The organism is Candidatus Nitrosacidococcus tergens (genome assembly GCF_902810445.1).
GTDB lineage: Bacteria > Pseudomonadota > Gammaproteobacteria > Nitrosococcales > Nitrosococcaceae > Nitrosacidococcus > Nitrosacidococcus tergens.
This window is the reverse complement of record NZ_LR778175.1, coordinates 774,677-791,549: the sequence shown is the minus strand read 5'-3', so window position 1 is coordinate 791,549 and position 16,873 is coordinate 774,677. Positions and strand designations below refer to the sequence as shown.

Below are 16,873 nucleotides of genomic sequence, written 5' to 3'. Positions count from 1 at the left end.
TTATATTTCAATAGGAGTTTCTGGATCATTTCCCCACTCAGACCAAGAACCTACATATCCTTTGACTTTAGGATAGCCCAGCATGTATTTCAACATCATAGAAGTATGAGATGCTCGTAAATATTTTTGGCAGTAACAAATAATTTCTTTATCTGGTGTTACTTTTAACGCTTCTAACATAGCTCGTATTTCTTCCTTAGGTTTAAAGCGTAAATGATGATCCTTATCAAGTGCCTGAGTCCATTCAAAATGAACTGCGCCAGGAATACGCCCTACTCGGTTTGCTCGAGCATCAGTCCCTTGATACTCACCTAAGGTACGGACATCTAAAAAGATTGTATTAGGATTATTGAGGTGATTTAAAACATAGGTTTTATCTACTTCTGCTCTGCCCTCCTGATACTTTCCTTGGAAATTACTTGGCGTAACAGAAAATTCTGATCTTTCTGTTGGTAAATTTTCTGCAAGCCAAGCTTTTAAACCTCCATCGATTAGTAGTGCTCCGCCATGCCCTAATTCAGATAAAACCCAAAGAAGGCGAGCAGCTTGATTATTTCCCACTGAATCATAAGCAACTACTTGTTTTTCAGGAGTGTAGCCAATTTTTGATAAGCTTGTATTTAACTGGGATATTTCAGGCATCAGCCCTTGAGCAGGTAACCGAGCAATAGATATTTCATCATACTCTAAAGGGACTGCTCCAAGTATATGCCCAGAGAGGTAGGATTCCTTACCGCAAAGATCTACGATAAGTAAATTAGGATCACCTAAGCGCTGAGCTAGTTCTTTAGGTTGTACAAGCATAAAACTACTCCATCATTCATTTTACAGCTATTAATGAAAAACATTACTTATTTTTTTAGCTATCTTACCTTGCTGCAGGCCAAAGCTTAAGTAATGTTTGAACCAAGGTTGCTAAGGGGATAGCAAAAAATACTCCCCAAAACCCCCAAAAACTACCAAATACTAAAATAGCAATAATAATCGCTACGGGATGTAAATTGACTACTTCAGAGAATAATAAAGGCACAAGTACATTACCATCTAAAGCATGTATTAGGGCATAGATAGTAAATAGATAAGTAAATTCAGATCCAAATCCCCATTGAGCATAGGCCACAAACGCCACAGGAAAGGTAACAATCAAGGCACCAACATAGGGAATAATCACTGATATTCCTACTAAAAAACTAAGCAGAACAGAGAACTGTAATTCCATTAAATAAAAGGTAATAAATACCACTACCCATACAATTAAAAACTCAAGGAATTTACCTCGAATATAGTTGCTGATTTGAATATCTACATCTTGCCAAACTTGGGTAGCCAGTTGCCTTTTAAGAGGTAGAAATTTTGTAAACCAATGAATAATCAGATTTTTATCTTTTAAAAAAAAGAAAACAAGGATAGGCACAATAATGAGATAGAGAGCAACCGCAGCTAAGCTTGCAACTGAGGCTAGGGAAAAAGAAAGCATTTTTTGTCCTAATTGAGCCATCTCAGATCTAATGACTCTTATTAAGTCCTTAACTTGTTCCTCAGAAAATAAATAAGGGTAGCTGTCAGATAAGCCAAGTAGTTGATTTTGGCCTCGTATAATCATAGAAGGAAGCTGTTTTACAAGTTGGGTAAGCTGCTGGGAAAGTAAAGGCAACAATCCAAAAATTACTGAGAATAAAACAGCTAAAAAAACAGAAAATACTAATGAAACGGCAATCCATCGGGGGATACGAAAGCGTTCCATATGCTTTACACTGCCTTCTAACAAATAGGCAATAACCACGCCTGCGAATACAGGAGTAAGCATATTACCCATAAAAACAATCGTAGCGAACCCAATAATAAGTAGAATAACTAAACCTACCACTTGAGGATCGCTAAAATGACGCTGAAACCAATTACGCATCAGACGCATCATTGTATGTAACCCTATAAGCTTAAACAAGCTAATTGATGGTGCCGAGTGAGGGATTTGAACCCCCGACCTTCGGTTTACAAAACCGCTGCACTACCACTGTGCTAACCCGGCAACTACTATTTTATAAAAATACAACCTCTTAGAGTTAGGCTTCTACAGTTTCAGTACTATGAGCACTTTTATCTTCACAATGATCTGAAGTATCTTCTGACTCATGAGTAACTTTAGTTCTTGTATTTCTAGCCACTTGGGCTAGTCCCCATAGCACTAAGTTAGGCAAATGATCATATTTGTCTAGCAATAGAGGAAGTATTCTAAGCGCATCCCCCCCCGTAATGACTCGCTTAAATTCCCCTTTAATTTCTGATGCCGCATCACTACTTACTCTATCAATAAAAGAGGCAGCAGCGTATAAAGCCCCTCCAGTAACAGCAGTATCTGTAGTATTGGCAAGCAGAGTATCCCCTTTTTTCTCAGATTCACTAATAATACCAATACCATTAGTATGATCTGATAAAATTTGGGACATACTGGTAATACCGGGGATAATTAATCCTCCTAAGTGGTTTCCATCTGCTGCTAGTAGATCAACAGTGATTGCGGTACCACAGTCAACAATGCATATTGCTCCATTTTTCCGAAAGTTACGATAACGTTGACGTACTGCAATTAATCCAAGCCACCGATCGATACCTAAATGTTCAGGAGTTTCATAGGCATTATGAATGCCGTAGCTATTAGCACGGGCAGTTAAGAATTCTGGGGTTACTTGCCAGTAATTTTGGGTACACTCAGTAAGTTGATCCCCAATTCTATCTCCTCCTACATTAGCGACAACTACCCTATTTATATCCTTAAGATCTTTCCAAACTCGGGAAATATCCCGTTTAATACCTGTTTTTCCTCGGGTTATTGAATCAAACTCCGCAGGTCTATTTCCACGTAATTGGGCCCACTTAATTCGACTGTTACCAATATCTACTAATAGAATCATTGAGCTAATCTCAAACTTATTTTGCCACTAGAATAGCACGATCGTTGATTTTTTTCTTCAAATAATAAATTCCCTAAATCATCAATCCCACAAGCAGTACCATAGATGACTCTACCACTAGCGTATAAATATACTTTTTCATTATAGTACAAATCCCATTTCTGCCAATCTTCAAGAAAAGCAGATAATCCCTCTTTTTCAAAGCGAGCTAAAGTAAGTAGTAGATGGTAAATGAGTCGACCTGCTAAATAATCTCTAAAAATAGGTTGATCACCCATCATCTCTGATAAGCTTCCATAAGGCTGATTGATTTCTTTCTGGTAAGAGGCAGACATGTTTATGTTAATTCCAACTCCTATCACTGCGATGATCACATCCCCTTGGGATACGAGTTCAACTAAAATGCCACCTAATTTACGAAAATCTAACAGAATAATATCATTAGGCCATTTAAGTCTTAAAAAGGTTATGCCTTCCTTTTCAAAGGCTCTTAGTATACCCACTCCTATAGCAAGACTTAAACCGGATAATTTAGCAGTATTATGAAAATACCATAATAGAGAGAGATAGATATTTCCTGTTGGAGGTGATATCCAAGTACGGTTATGTTGCCCCTTTCCTGCAGATTGCTTCTCTGCTAGGCATACCGATCCTCTGGACGCTCCTTTCTTGGCTTGGGCTAAAAGATAGTCATTTGTTGAATCTAACTCTGGATAAATCCATAGCTCTGATAGTAAATGTAAACCATCTTTTCCTATGGCATTTTTTATATTCTTAGCATTTAAGATAGGCAACATTTAATAAAGACAATAGATAAAAATTAATATCTTTATTGTGTATTTGCTAAAGAGTAAACTATTTTTGCAAGCCGCTTTCCTAGAGCACGACAAAGAGTAGCTTCCGTATGAGTTAGAGGTAGATCGTTATTTACCCCAGAAAGATGACTAGGACCATAGGGAGTACCTCCTTCTCGAGTAGTAATTAATCCTGATTCTGTATAGGGAAGTCCCACAAGAACCATCCCATGATGGAATAAGGGTGTCATCATGGAAAGCAATGTAGATTCTTGCCCTCCGTGGAGGCTAGCCGTTGAAGTAAACACCGCTGCAGGTTTCCCCACTAAGGATCCAGAGAGCCAAAGACTACTTGTAGTATCAAGAAAGTATTTTAGGGGTGCTGCCATATTACCAAACCGAGTTGGGCTTCCAAGTGCTAGTCCTGCACATTCCTTTAAATCCTCTAGTGAGGCATAAGGATAACCACTTTGAGGAATAGCATCTTCAGTGGCTTCACAAACAGTAGAGACAGGTGGTACGGTACGCAACCGTGCTTGTACTTCCTCTATTTCTTCTATTCCTCTTGCTACTTGTTCTGCCATCGCAGCTACACTACCATGACGGCTATAATAGAGAATAAGAATTTCTATCATAATTTATAAAATCTCAAGGATACTCTCTGGTGGTCTGCCAATTACAGCTCTACCACCTGCTAATACAATAGGTCTTTCAATTAAAATAGGGTAAGCACACATAGCTTCAATTAATTCTTTATCTGAAAGGTTTGGGTTATCTAAACCATGAATTTTATATTCTGGCTCTCCTTGTCGTATTAACTCCCTAGGAGGTTTTCCTAATAAATTAAGGATTTTAACCAACTGATCAAAGGTAGGTGGTGCAGTAAGATATTCAACAATTTCAGGATCGATATCTTGGTCATGAATTAATTGTAAAGCCTGACGTGATTTACTGCATCTAGGGTTATGATAAATCAACACCATGATATTATCCTTCTAATTTTATTTCTCATACTTAATAGGTATTGGAAATGAACGTAGATCAGCATTTTCTCGCTGAATAGTTTTTACTGATTTACGTAATTTTCTATTTTCATACTTATATTTTATCACCGTATTTAAGCTCGCTAAGATACCGAGAATCACTCCTACTAGCAATATAAGGGATAAAAGTAAGGATAAGGGGATAGAAATTGTGCCAAAATAGTAATTAATAGTCACCAGCTCCGCATGGTGATCAGCAAAAATAAGTCCAAGTACAAAAACAATAATGAATATTAAAAAATAAAGAAACCTTTGCATAGATATAATGCCCCTATTATAGGATTAGTTCTATTTAATACATTTCAAATACTTTAAATAAAGAAAATTCTTTAAAATAATACCTATTATAGTTTCATAAAAAAGAATTATTAAAAACTTTTAGGAGGAGCTAACTCATGACATTTGTAGTAACAGAAAACTGTATTAAGTGTAAATATACTGACTGTGTGGAAGTATGCCCAGTGGATTGTTTTCATGAAGGGCCTAATTTTTTAGCAATCGATCCAGATGAGTGTATTGACTGTACTCTTTGTGAATCTGAATGCCCTGCAGAAGCGATTTTCTCTGAGGATGATTTACCTGATGAGCAGAAAAAATATTTAGAAATAAATGCGAAATTGGCTCAAGATTGGCCTGTAATTACTGAGCGAAAAGAGCCGCCAAAAGATGCCGAGCAGTGGGATCGGGTTAAAAATAAAAATGTTGAAGATAAGTTAAAATACCTAGAAGAGTAAAGCTATTAGTACGCACCTTTATATTCAAAATGTTTGAATAATTAGACCAGCTTAAGAGCTGGTCATTTCCCCTATTTTCAAATTACACCTTACCAAAATTTTTTCTTAGCTTTAAGTTTTTCTAAACGAAGTATTTGGTTGAAAAAAACCATACCTTGTGATTTCCCCCACCTCAAAGTGGTGGATTATCTTGAAAGACTATTACCTCACCTTTTACATAAAAAGGTTACATATATGCTTCATTCTAGCTTCTATAGGTGATCTAAGCATATTTTCATTTAATTTTCTATAAGTTGGCACGAAAATAGCATAAAGCCTTAAATAGCACATGCTAGCTGCACATAGGAAAACGGGATGAAAACTACAAGAAGCTATATTTTTTTTATTACATTTATTCTAACGATATTTCATAATGCATCTTTTGCTGAAGGTACACAAGAAGAATTTGGTACTTGGGGTTTTGCTGCCTTTAGTGGATCTGCTAGATTATTTGGTAAAGCTCTAGGGTTGGATGATGAAACAAGCAATAAATTCCACTGGTCTATCATGGGTATGACTCGTAACCGTGATGATTCTTTTCTTAGCGATCCTAATGCAGGAGCCAGTATGAATCCAAGACAAGAACTTTTTTGGAGTTCGTTAGGTTATAGTATTACACCCAACGCTAGCTTTTGGTTTGGTTATAGCCAGTATTGGGATTTAAATCCAAACGGTACTCATGACTCAGTAAGTCGCCCCTATCAGGATTTTCTATTTACTACCAATATAGGTGGAGGATTTACCTTTACTTCTCGTAGTCGTTTAGAAGAATTGTTCACAGTTTCTGGGTTTGATGCCACAGGCGATACATTAGGTGATATCGGTATTCGTTTTCGTCAACTCTTCGGTATTTCCCATGCTATTCCCGGTACAAAAAATATATCTATTTATTTATCAGATGAGCTTTGGGAGTACTTAAATAGTTGGGGAGTCAATGGAGATCGAAATCTTGCGGGATTCAACCAGAATCATTTAGCTCTAGGTTTCAACTTTCGTGTTAATAGTAATGCAAGTGTTACCCTAGGTTATCTAGGAAATTATATTCATAATACAGCACCTAGCAGCCCAGATCTTTTGATCCATAACGTTCAACTTGGATTTCAATATAATTTTAATTAGCCTAGTTTAATATTTAAGGTCTAGTAGCCTCTAATCAATAAATAGAGAAAGAGTGCTTTGAATGAAACAATTAATTAATCGAACTATACAAATTAGGGGATTTATTTTAATTGGAGTACTTATTCTTATTGGTACTGTTTTAGGCAGGATGATGTGGAATAATCTTCATTATATGGAGACTCTTCGCTCAAATATGAATTACTCTCGACAAATTCAACAAACTAGTTTAGAGCTAGAAACTGTACTTTTAGATACCCTATCAGGGGAAAGAGTGGAAATTCGCCGAGATGATCTAAAAAAACTGAGCGATGAAATTAAATATATTACCTCTTTAGGACATCACTCAGATGAGGAAACCCCTAAGAATTTGCGATGGATTAATTTGATACTAACTGATTTTATTAAGAGAAACAATCAGGTTACTCCTCAAATACTTTTTCCTATCTTAAGTTTAATCAACCAGATATTAAATACAGAAATTGCTCATGATGAATTAGTTTTACAAGAAGTGATAAGTAAAATTCGCAATGAATTAATGCTAGCCTCCCTGATTATTATTGCTTCGCTTCTTGCAGTAAAATGGTTCTTTCAAAGCAGAATTTTCAATCCTTTACAAGATTTAGCAGAACTACTCTCTTCATTGACTGAAGAAAAACTCGAACCAATCTCTACATATGGTTTAAATCCCCTACTGCATCCTATTTACAATAGTTATAATGATATGGTGGGTAGATTAAAAACGCTAGAGGAGGAAAAACACCAACATACCCTCTCTTTAGAAAAATCGGTGCAGAATGCTACTCGTACTTTAATGGAACAACAACGCAGTTTAGCCCGTGCTGAACGATTGGCTGCAACAGGAGAGTTAGCTGCTAGTATTGCTCATGAACTGCGAAATCCTCTTGCTGGAATTCAAATTAGTTGTAGTAATCTTAAAAAAGAAATTAATAATCCAGATCAAGCCCAGCGACTTGGGCTAATTAGTAATGAAATAAAAAGATTAACTCGACTTTTGAATGATTTGCTCAACCAAGCAAAACATACCCCAGAGCCATCAACAAATTTAGAGCTAGCCCATGAGGTCGAAGAAATTTTAGCCCTTACTCGCTATCAAATACCTGATAAGCTAGAATTACAATGTAATATTCCCAAAAATCTTCATCATCAGTTCCCAGAAGATGGATTCCATCAAGCTATTCTAAATTTGCTATTAAATGCAGCCCATGCAATGGACAAAATCTCTGGGATTATTAAGATTGATGCTTGGGAGGATAAAGATTCTCTATGCATTGCCGTATGTGATGAGGGACCTGGATTTTCTAAACAAGTACTAGAATATGGTATACGTCCTTTTGCCAGTGGTAACGGACAACAAGGCACTGGATTAGGATTGGCTATGGTACAGCGATTTACTAAAGAATCAGGTGGGTATGTACAGTTAACAAATAAGCAGCCACAGGGAGCTTGTGTTACCCTTATCTTTCCATTAATAAAAAAATTAGCTTAATATATTATTTTGAATTTTTTATTAATAACACGCTACTATGCGGCCTGCATTACTTATTATTGAAGATGAATTATTATTAGGTGCAGAACTCTCTCGTCATTATCAAGATGGGAGCTGGGAAGTAGAATGGGCTAAAGATTTACAGCAAGCACGTAACATTTTGCTTGAATCAGAGTTTAATCCTCTAGTTATCCTTTCTGATATGAGCTTACCTGATGGCAATGCCTTGGATTTAATGGAGGAAATTAAAGGTAAACATGCTCATGCAGAGTGGTTATTACTTACTGGATATGGTAGCGTACCAGACTCAGTACGTGCTTTGCGGCTAGGTGCATATGATTTTTTAGAAAAACCTTGCGAGCTGGATCACTTGGATTTAGTTGTCTCTAGTGCTTCTCGTAGTGCCTCTGCCCATAGACGATTACAATACCAAACCCAGCAGCAACACCAAAAATACTCGCCTAAAGCACTTGTTGGACGTAGTCCAGCGACTCAAAGGGTAAGAAATTTACTCACCAGGCTTACTCAAAGCCATTTTAGCACTCTGATCTTAGGTGGAGAAACAGGAACAGGTAAGGGTTTAGTTGCACGTATCCTTCATTATAGTGGCACCCGTGCCCAACAAGGACCAATGATAGAACTGAATTGTGCTGCATTGCCACGAGATTTATTAGAATCAGAACTCTTTGGTCATGAGATGGGATCCTTTACCGGGGCGAAGTCTCGTCATTTTGGATTTTTAGAGCAAGCTAATGGAGGTACCCTTTTTTTAGATGAGATAGGAGAGATGCCCCTAGATCTTCAAGCTAAACTCCTTAAAGCACTTGAGGATCGTAGAGTACGCCGATTGGGTGGTAATAAAGAAATTACAATTGATGTGCAGATTCTTGCTGCAAGTAATCGTAACTTAGAGCAGATGTCAAAGGAAGGTGGTTTTCGATCTGATCTTTATCATCGTCTTAATGTATTTCAACTTACCCTACCTCCCTTACGAGAAACTAAAGAAGATCTTGAGGATTTAGTCCCCTTATTTATTTCAGAGTTTAGTGCTGAAGCAAGTAAACAAATTAAAACAATACCAGAGAGAGTATGGGCGCAGCTACGTAATCATGACTGGCCAGGAAATATACGGGAATTACGCAATGTAATTGAGCGTTGTGTTTTATTTTCTGAAGGCGAAGTACTCTCAGATCAGTATCTTCAGCTTCCTATCAAAGAATCTCAACCTGTCCATAAGCCCTCTTACTCTCTTAATCATATAGATCAAATTTGTCTTCCTTTAGATGGGAGTATGGCTTTAGAGGATATGGATCGCCATATTATTGAAGTTGCGTTTAAACGGAATAATTACAATATTGCTGCTACAGCTCGTGCTCTTAAGTCTACAAGGGAAACTTTGCGTTATCGGATACAAAAATATAATATTAGATCAGCTGATGAATTAGTTTAGTAGTAGCTAACCCATTTATCAGACCTCTATTTATTCCTGACTCAAAAATTATCTTCTCTTAAATGCTATCTATTTTAGATGTTAAATCTTTAGCCCAAGCTTTACCTAAAAAAGCGGGTGATCACCGCCAATTTGGCCAGATTCATGGCAGTAGTTTTGGACTAATATTAGCAACCTGTATCGAAAATTATTCAAGCTTTATCATAGGAATTGTTCCAGATACTGCTACTGCAGGTAGACTCAGCGAAGAAGTTAAATTCTATCTTAGGAAAAAATCCCTATACCCAGTCATTTTTTTACCAGATTGGGAAACCCTTCCTTATGAAAACCTATCTCCCCATCAAGATATTATTTCTGCACGTTTAGAAGCCCTATATCAGCTTCCACGTTTAACTCAAGGTATTCTGATTGTGCCTATCACTACCTTAATGCAACTGCTTCCTCCCCGAGAATACCTTGAGTCTCATAGTTTGCTTATTAAAACAGGTGATACAGTTTCTAGGGATAGCTGGCGTGATCAATTAATACAGGGGGGATATCGCCATGTAACCCAAGTGATGGAACATAGTGAATTTGCTATTCGTGGCTCTATTATCGATATTTTTCCTACAGGAAGCAAAACACCTTATCGAATAGATTTATTTGATGATACGGTAGATACTTTACGGAGTTTTGATCCAGAAACCCAACGCTCCCTGCAAACAATCGATGAAATCTGTTTACTTCCTGCTAGAGAATTTCCCCTTACTAAAAAAGCTATCCAGCTATTTCAAAAAAACCATGAAGATACTTTTGGCCAATCCCAATATAGTCTAATCTATCAAGAAGTAAGCCAAGGAAATACTCCGCCCGGAGTTGAGTATTACTTTCCCTTTTTCTTTCAGAATACCAATACTCTATTTGATTATCTGCCCCAAAATACCTTAAGTGTTATTTTGGGAGATATTTATGAAATTGCAGATAGTTTTTGGCAAGAAATTAAAGATCGCTATGATCAGTATTCCCACAATATTGAGCGACCTATCCTAAATCCCCAACAGCTTTATCTTCAGCCTAATCAAGTTTTTGCCCAGCTTAAATCCTTACCTAGAGTTAGTCTTCAATCTGAGCCTTTAGAAGAAAAAATAGGCACACAAAATTTTTTCACACAGCCTCTTCCGCAACTAAGCTCAAATACCCACACTGCCCAACCTTTAAAAGATTTAGAGCAATTTATTGCTAGCTATGAAGGTCGAGTATTGTTTATTGCAGAAACTATGGGACGGAGAGAAACTCTTCTAGATCTTTTAAAGGATATTCAAGTTATACCCACTTACTTTACAAACTGGCAACAATTCTTAGAAGCCCAAGACTCTCTAGGAATTACTGTTTCTCCCTTAGATCAGGGATTGTTACTTGCTGAGCCAGTGATTGCCATTATTACTGAATCTCAAATTTTTGGGGATCAGGCAATGCAAAGTCGGCGGAGAAAAAAACAATCTTCTGACAATGAAACAAATACCTTAGTTCGAGATTTAGTCGAACTCACCCTAGGATCTCCAATCGTTCATGAAGAGCACGGAATTGGTCGCTATTTAGGGCTAGAAACTATTCCCCTTGGGAATGTAGCTACTGAATTTATGAGTTTAGAATATGCAGGGGGAGATAAACTCTATGTGCCTATTGCTTCTTTACATTTAATAAATCGTTATATAGGTGCTTCTGCTGAACTTGCTCCACTGCACAAACTAGGATCAGGGCATTGGGAAAAAGCCAAGGGAAAAGCTAAGGAGCAAATTTCAGATATTGCAGTTAAATTGTTGGAGATTTATGCTCAAAGGGCTGCTCAAACCAAAACACCTTTTCCATCTTTAGATTCCCACTATACCGCTTTTGCCAGAGCTTTTCCTTTTGAAGAAACCCCAGATCAAACCCAAGCCATTGAAGCAGTGATTGAGGATTTAACTTCAGATAGACCCATGGATAGACTCATTTGCGGGGATGTAGGCTTTGGTAAAACAGAAGTGGCTATGCGAGCAGCTTTTATTGTAGCTTATGCAGGTAAACAAGTAGCAGTAGTCGTGCCTACTACCCTGCTTGCTCAACAGCATTATCAAAGCTTTAAAGATCGATTTGCCGGTTGGCCCATAAAAATTGAAGTAGTTTCCCGCTTTGCTTCTCGAAAAGAACAAGAACACATTATCCAGCAAGTAGCAGAAGGGAAAATTGATATTATCATAGGTACCCATAAGCTCCTACAAAAAGGAGTTAGCTTTCACAATCTAGGTTTAGTGATCATTGATGAGGAACACCGATTTGGAGTCCAGCAAAAAGAACGAATGAAAGCCCTACGGGCAGAAATAGATATCCTGACTTTAACTGCTACTCCTATTCCCCGTACCCTTCATTTATCTTTATCAGGGATTCGTGATCTTTCTATTATTGCCACACCCCCTGCTCGCCGTTTAGCGGTAAAAACCTTTGTACAAGAATGGAACAATACTCAACTGAGAGAAGCTATCCTTCGAGAAATTAGACGAGGTGGGCAGGTCTATTTTCTACACAATGAGGTAGAAACTATCCATAAAATGGATCAAAAAATCCAAGATCTGCTCCCTGAAGCAAAAACTGGAATTGCTCATGGGCAAATGCCAGAGCGAGAGCTTGAACAGATCATGATCAATTTTTACCATGGTCGCTTTAATGTATTAATATGCACCACTATTATTGAAACTGGTATTGATATTCCTAATGCCAATACTATCATCATTCACCGGGCAGATAAATTTGGTCTTGCTCAACTCTATCAACTACGAGGTCGGGTAGGTCGCTCTCACCATCGAGCTTATGCCTATTTAATTACCCCCCCACGATCTGCGATTACTAAAGATGCGGTAAAACGATTAGATGTTATTGAATCCTTAGAAGAATTAGGTACAGGCTTTACCTTAGCGACCCATGATATGGAAATTCGAGGAGCAGGAGAATTATTAGGTGAAGGACAGAGCGGACAAATTCAAGAAATTGGCTTTAGTATGTATCATGAATTACTAGAAAGAGCCATTCATAGTCTAAAATCCCAAGGTACTTTAGATGTAAATCACATTTCCTTAGATCGTGGTACAGAAATTAATTTACACACTTCTGCTTTAATTCCAGAAGATTTCTTACCGGATGTGCACACCCGTTTAGTGCTTTACAAGCGAATTGCTGCGGCTCACAGCATTGAGAGTTTAAATGAAATTCAAGTAGAAATGATTGATCGCTTTGGGCTACTGCCTCTAGTAACTAAAACTTTATTTGCTATTAATGAACTGCGGTTAAAAGCTAATCGGCTAGGAATCAGCAAAATAGATGCCCATAGCCAAGGAGGACGAATTCATTTCAATTCAAATCCAGCCATTGATCTAGTGGCAATTATTAATTTAATTCAGCAAGATCCAGAACATTACAGACTAGAAGGGCAAGAAAAACTTCGCTTTAAACAAGATCTACCTGACCCCGAGTCTCGTCTTAAAACACTTCATTATTTACTGGATACCTTAACCATTAAAAAAACCTCTTCTATTTCTTCGTCATCTGCTAAAAAATCTAAATCTAAGAAAAGTAAATCTCAACCTGCTTAAATTGCCATCTTAGAAATACTATTACAGTGGGTAAGAGTTCTGTATTCTATTCTTAATTTAATTCAGATAGGCACAATAGATCACCTTTTCTGGAGCGGGTGCAATATGTTGTTTATAGCATAAGGAACGTCATAATCAATTTCTTAATTAGGCTTATCTTTGCTGCCTCAAATTATTAAAAATGTCGTGCAATGCCTTTACCAACCATGATCACCGTGATTACTTGGGCATCTACCAATAAAGAAGCAGGCATCACCTGCCAAGATAAAGCGTGCCTCATGATAGTAATGTTGACTAAGATACGCCAGAGTAATAGGGGAAAAGTTAAAAAAATTATAATGGCATCTTGGGGCTGATCCCCTGGAAAAGGAATGGTGCCTAAAACATATTCTGCAATGACTTCTGTAAGGCTAATCAGGGTACCTACACTAGCCAGCCCAATTAAGGTTTGTTGGATTTTATCCCGCATATCTTTAATGGATAAAGGAGCAACTACCATGAGAGCAAGTAAGAATATATCAAATAAGGCGATAAATAGAGATCCTAAAATAGAGTAATTAAATTGTGCTATCCAAAAACGGCAGAGGGTATAACAGCCTATACTTACCCAAAATATTTTTGAGGAGACGGGTAAATTTTGTGCCCCAGTGTCTCGCTGACAGATAGCGATGAGTTCTTTACTAAAACCAACGATATTTAAGCCCATGTGCGAATCGTACCTATAATCAAGTAAAATAAAATGAATACAATTTGATTTAAGTGAGATCTATGGAAATTCTACTCAATGGTAACCCTCATCAAATTCCCGAAAATTGCTTGCTCTCTGATCTAGTGATACACCTTAACCTTCAGGGAAAACGAATTGCCATAGAAGTCAATCAAGCTATTGTACCCCATAGCCAATATCTTCATTATACTTTGCATGGAGGCGATAAGGTAGAAATAGTACATGCCATTGGTGGTGGTTAGGGTATGTACTATTGGTAATTGTTTAATATTTATTAGTATAAATAAATTTGTGGTGCACCATTATGAGTAACCTTGATACTCCCTTAGTTATTGCAGGAAAGATTTATCAATCTAGGCTATTAGTAGGCACAGGAAAATACAAAGATCTAGCAGAAACGAAAGCAGCTATTGAAACCAGTGGGGCTGAAATTATTACTATTGCAGTACGCCGTAGTAACATTGGGCAAAATAAAGATGAACCTAACCTGTTGGATGTTATTCCCCCTAATACCTATACTTTATTACCTAATACGGCAGGATGCTATAGTGCAGAAGAAGCAGTACGCACCTGCCGATTAGCTCGAGAACTTCTTGATGATCATCGGTTAGTAAAATTAGAAGTACTCGGAGATAAAAACACTCTTTATCCTGATTTAAAAGAAACTTATAAAGCTGCTGAAACTCTCATTAAAGAAGATTTTCAAGTAATGGTTTATACCAACGATGATCCTATTGCAGCAAGATATTTAGAGGCGATGGGTTGTGTAGCGGTGATGCCTTTAGCTGCTCCCATTGGCTCTGGGTTAGGAATTAGAAATCCCTATAATATTTTAGAGATTGTGCAAAATGCCTCAGTGCCTATTTTGGTAGATGCAGGGGTAGGTACTGCTTCAGATGCTGCAATTGCTATGGAAATGGGTTGTGATGGAGTACTGATGAATACGGCGATTGCGGGAGCAAAATCCCCTGTACTGATGGCTTCTGCTATGAAAAAAGCGATAGAAGCAGGTCGGGAGGCTTATCTTGCAGGGAGAGTCCCCAGAAAGCGCTATGCTAATGCCTCTTCTCCTACTGAAGGATTATTTTTTTAGTGAGTTTAGTTATTTGATTAGTCAACTTATTATAGGCGCCAGTGCTACTTTAGAGGGATTGCGTCTAATTCATCGCCCGGGGTTACGACGATACGTATATATTCCTTTTACTATTAACCTTGTTTTCTTTGGTCTTTTTGTTTGGCTAGGAGTCACTTATTTTGGTGATTTAATGAATTCTTTTCTTCCCCAAGAGAGCTGGTTTGCTTGGTTGCATTGGCTACTGTGGCCTTTATTTGCTATTGCGATAGGGCTGGTTTTTTTCTTCTGTTTTTCCATCATTGCCAATCTTATTGGGGCCCCTTTTAATAGCTTGTTGGCTAAAGCCGTTGAACAGCAGCTTACTCATAGGCTTGATAACGAATTAGCTACTCCTTGGCAAGGACTGGCTAAAGAGGGATTTCGGACAATAAAATCAGAAATCAATAAAATGGGTTATTTTATTTCTCGAGCTATTCCTTTACTTATCTTGTTTTTAATTCCGGGGATTAATATTATTGCTCCTTTCCTATGGTTTGCCTTTAATAGCTGGATGTTAGCACTAGAATATCTAGATTACCCTATGGGTAATCATGGGATTTTTTTTACAGCACAACGAGATAGATTACGACAATTTAGAGGATTAGGGTTAGGATTTGGGGCAAGTGTTGTGTTAATGAACAGCATTCCTCTAATTAATTTCCTAGCCATGCCTACTGCGGTTGCCAGTGCAACTTTATTGTGGGTAAAGTATTTGGCGTTTGCTAGCAACCGCAACTAAGTGAAATATATTAAATATTATAACTCTGCTAGGCGAGCTTGAATTTTTTCTGGATGTTCAAAATCATTAATCTCAGCTAGTATTTTACCGTCTTTGATTAAAATCAAAGTACCCAAGTGTTCAATATGGTATTGGTAAAATAATTGATTGTCTTGATCAATCTCTATGTTGAACGGAATTTTATAAAGTTTTTTATAGTCTGCTACATCTTTATCTTCTGTCCATAAGTCTGATACAACACCTAGCCAATTAATATTAGGGTATTCAGTAGCTAGATTATTGACCAGATTTTGAGCTTGAATACAGTGGTTAGATACTTCAGGGCGTGAATCTTTTAAATACCAATCACACCACGTAGCAGTAAAAAATACTCCATAAGTTTTACCATTTTGAGCGTTAATAGAAATATGAGACTGCTTAGTAATAAGTGGGTTTGGACTTATACTTTCCACCGCTCTATTTTGTGATAGTAAAGCCAGTTTATTGTCAAAAGCCTCATCAGCATCATGGCCTATAGCAACAAGCTGCATATTTTTATCAAATAATAATAAATAGGGAGTACCAATAAGGTGGAATTTTTGAGATAAATCATTGTCTCGATCGATGGCAGTATCCATAGTGAGACTAAATTCCTTTATTGTTTTGTTGATCGAATCAATATCATCATCAATGCCTAAATTAATACCAATAAATCTAATTTTATTGCCATATTTTTCATTTTGTTCTTGATAATGAGGCATCTGCGCACGACAAGGCTGGCACCATGTCGCCCAAAATTTAAGAAATACTGGCTTCTCTCCTTTGAAATCAGCAAGACTGGTGGTTTTTCCTGAAATAAGGTGGATAGGAGCATTAAGTAGATTATCGGGTAAATTATCTGCCAGCGTAGTAAATGGTAAGCCCAATATAAATAAGCCGCTCAATAATAATTGATACATAAATTAAACCCTTTAAAAGTCTTAAACTGGATATTTAAGTCTTAAACTGAGTATTTTCCTTCTATGCAGTATTGAGAAAATAAGGTACCGCTATCACCTCCTTTTATCCTGGTTTCTACCCTCCATGTTACAACATTTTCAAAGATAAATTA

Annotated in this window: 17 protein-coding genes and 1 tRNA gene; 8 read left to right on the top strand and 10 right to left on the bottom strand. The window is 37.3% G+C overall.

Annotated features, from left to right (window positions below; all coding sequences use genetic code 11):
• From NSCAC_RS03845 to NSCAC_RS03810, 8 genes are all read right to left on the bottom strand, one after another.
• Positions 1–804: a sulfurtransferase gene (locus NSCAC_RS03845; protein WP_197745091.1), complete on the bottom strand. Its 804-nt coding sequence runs from the start codon at positions 802–804 to the stop codon at positions 1–3.
• Positions 805–868: 64 nt separating this feature from the next.
• Positions 869–1,945: an AI-2E family transporter gene (locus NSCAC_RS03840; protein ID WP_408609565.1), complete on the bottom strand. Its 1,077-nt coding sequence runs from the start codon at positions 1,943–1,945 to the stop codon at positions 869–871.
• A 9-nt stretch (positions 1,946–1,954) separates the two neighbouring features.
• Positions 1,955–2,029, bottom strand: a tRNA-Thr gene (locus NSCAC_RS03835).
• 34 nt (positions 2,030–2,063) lie between these two features.
• Entirely contained in the window at positions 2,064–2,912 is an 849-nt protein-coding gene (locus tag NSCAC_RS03830) for a type III pantothenate kinase (RefSeq protein ID WP_197745090.1), read from the bottom strand.
• Positions 2,909–3,709: a biotin--[acetyl-CoA-carboxylase] ligase gene (locus NSCAC_RS03825; RefSeq protein WP_197745089.1), complete on the bottom strand. Its 801-nt coding sequence runs from the start codon at positions 3,707–3,709 to the stop codon at positions 2,909–2,911. Before NSCAC_RS03825 ends, NSCAC_RS03830 begins: the two co-directional genes overlap by 4 nt.
• A 32-nt stretch (positions 3,710–3,741) precedes the next feature.
• A complete protein-coding gene (gene wrbA, locus NSCAC_RS03820) occupies positions 3,742–4,341 on the bottom strand; it encodes an NAD(P)H:quinone oxidoreductase (RefSeq protein WP_197745088.1) in 600 nt (199 codons plus the stop codon).
• Positions 4,342–4,344: 3 nt separating this feature from the next.
• A complete protein-coding gene (gene arsC / locus NSCAC_RS03815) occupies positions 4,345–4,689 on the bottom strand; it encodes an arsenate reductase (glutaredoxin) (RefSeq protein ID WP_197745087.1) in 345 nt (114 codons plus the stop codon).
• Positions 4,690–4,707: 18 nt separating this feature from the next.
• On the bottom strand, positions 4,708–5,007 hold the full coding sequence (locus NSCAC_RS03810) for a LapA family protein (RefSeq protein WP_197745086.1): 300 nt from the start codon (positions 5,005–5,007) through the stop codon (positions 4,708–4,710).
• A 137-nt stretch (positions 5,008–5,144) separates the two neighbouring features.
• Between NSCAC_RS03810 and fdxA the strand changes: the two genes are divergently transcribed.
• From fdxA to mfd, 5 genes are all read left to right on the top strand, one after another.
• Positions 5,145–5,483, top strand: coding sequence for a ferredoxin FdxA (fdxA, locus tag NSCAC_RS03805; RefSeq protein ID WP_197745085.1), 339 nt, complete (start codon positions 5,145–5,147; stop codon positions 5,481–5,483).
• Between the two features lie 354 nt (positions 5,484–5,837).
• A complete protein-coding gene (locus tag NSCAC_RS03800; protein ID WP_197745084.1) occupies positions 5,838–6,641 on the top strand; it encodes a DUF2490 domain-containing protein in 804 nt (267 codons plus the stop codon).
• Between the two features lie 61 nt (positions 6,642–6,702).
• On the top strand, positions 6,703–8,148 hold the full coding sequence (locus NSCAC_RS03795) for a sensor histidine kinase (protein WP_197745083.1): 1,446 nt from the start codon (positions 6,703–6,705) through the stop codon (positions 8,146–8,148).
• 37 nt (positions 8,149–8,185) lie between these two features.
• A complete protein-coding gene (locus tag NSCAC_RS03790) occupies positions 8,186–9,598 on the top strand; it encodes a sigma-54-dependent transcriptional regulator (protein ID WP_197745082.1) in 1,413 nt (470 codons plus the stop codon).
• Positions 9,599–9,660: 62 nt separating this feature from the next.
• Positions 9,661–13,203 (top strand): transcription-repair coupling factor, encoded by a 3,543-nt coding sequence (gene mfd, locus NSCAC_RS03785; protein WP_197745081.1) that lies wholly within the window; start codon positions 9,661–9,663, stop codon positions 13,201–13,203.
• 175 nt (positions 13,204–13,378) lie between these two features.
• On the opposite strand, the gene NSCAC_RS03780 is transcribed toward mfd, so the two are convergent.
• A complete protein-coding gene (locus NSCAC_RS03780; RefSeq protein ID WP_197745080.1) occupies positions 13,379–13,909 on the bottom strand; it encodes a hypothetical protein in 531 nt (176 codons plus the stop codon).
• 62 nt (positions 13,910–13,971) lie between these two features.
• Between NSCAC_RS03780 and thiS the strand changes: the two genes are divergently transcribed.
• From thiS to cysZ, 3 genes are all read left to right on the top strand, one after another.
• Positions 13,972–14,172, top strand: coding sequence for a sulfur carrier protein ThiS (gene thiS / locus NSCAC_RS03775; protein WP_197745079.1), 201 nt, complete (start codon positions 13,972–13,974; stop codon positions 14,170–14,172).
• A gap of 62 nt (positions 14,173–14,234) precedes the next feature.
• Positions 14,235–15,023 carry a thiazole synthase gene (locus tag NSCAC_RS03770; RefSeq protein WP_197745078.1) on the top strand — a complete coding sequence of 263 codons (789 nt, stop codon included), beginning with the start codon at positions 14,235–14,237 and terminating at the stop codon, positions 15,021–15,023.
• Positions 15,024–15,036: 13 nt separating this feature from the next.
• Positions 15,037–15,783, top strand: coding sequence for a sulfate transporter CysZ (gene cysZ, locus NSCAC_RS03765; RefSeq protein ID WP_197745077.1), 747 nt, complete (start codon positions 15,037–15,039; stop codon positions 15,781–15,783).
• A 17-nt stretch (positions 15,784–15,800) separates the two neighbouring features.
• On the opposite strand, the gene NSCAC_RS03760 is transcribed toward cysZ, so the two are convergent.
• A complete protein-coding gene (locus NSCAC_RS03760) occupies positions 15,801–16,721 on the bottom strand; it encodes a TlpA family protein disulfide reductase (RefSeq protein WP_197745076.1) in 921 nt (306 codons plus the stop codon).
• Between the last annotated feature and the right edge of the window lie 152 nt (positions 16,722–16,873).

Bases quoted from the DNA above. Each gene is read 5' to 3' on its own strand.
- NSCAC_RS03845 (WP_197745091.1), bottom strand. From the start codon at position 804: ATGCTTGTACAACCTAAAGAACTAGCTCAGCGCTTAGGTGATCCTAAT.
- NSCAC_RS03830 (WP_197745090.1), bottom strand. From the start codon at position 2,912: ATGATTCTATTAGTAGATATTGGTAACAGTCGAATTAAGTGGGCCCAA.
- NSCAC_RS03825 (WP_197745089.1), bottom strand. From the start codon at position 3,709: ATGTTGCCTATCTTAAATGCTAAGAATATAAAAAATGCCATAGGAAAA.
- wrbA (WP_197745088.1), bottom strand. From the start codon at position 4,341: ATGATAGAAATTCTTATTCTCTATTATAGCCGTCATGGTAGTGTAGCT.
- arsC (WP_197745087.1), bottom strand. From the start codon at position 4,689: ATGGTGTTGATTTATCATAACCCTAGATGCAGTAAATCACGTCAGGCT.
- NSCAC_RS03810 (WP_197745086.1), bottom strand. From the start codon at position 5,007: ATGCAAAGGTTTCTTTATTTTTTAATATTCATTATTGTTTTTGTACTT.
- fdxA (WP_197745085.1), top strand. From the start codon at position 5,145: ATGACATTTGTAGTAACAGAAAACTGTATTAAGTGTAAATATACTGAC.
- NSCAC_RS03800 (WP_197745084.1), top strand. From the start codon at position 5,838: ATGAAAACTACAAGAAGCTATATTTTTTTTATTACATTTATTCTAACG.
- NSCAC_RS03795 (WP_197745083.1), top strand. From the start codon at position 6,703: ATGAAACAATTAATTAATCGAACTATACAAATTAGGGGATTTATTTTA.
- NSCAC_RS03790 (WP_197745082.1), top strand. From the start codon at position 8,186: ATGCGGCCTGCATTACTTATTATTGAAGATGAATTATTATTAGGTGCA.
- mfd (WP_197745081.1), top strand. From the start codon at position 9,661: ATGCTATCTATTTTAGATGTTAAATCTTTAGCCCAAGCTTTACCTAAA.
- NSCAC_RS03780 (WP_197745080.1), bottom strand. From the start codon at position 13,909: ATGGGCTTAAATATCGTTGGTTTTAGTAAAGAACTCATCGCTATCTGT.
- thiS (WP_197745079.1), top strand. From the start codon at position 13,972: ATGGAAATTCTACTCAATGGTAACCCTCATCAAATTCCCGAAAATTGC.
- NSCAC_RS03770 (WP_197745078.1), top strand. From the start codon at position 14,235: ATGAGTAACCTTGATACTCCCTTAGTTATTGCAGGAAAGATTTATCAA.
- NSCAC_RS03760 (WP_197745076.1), bottom strand. From the start codon at position 16,721: ATGTATCAATTATTATTGAGCGGCTTATTTATATTGGGCTTACCATTT.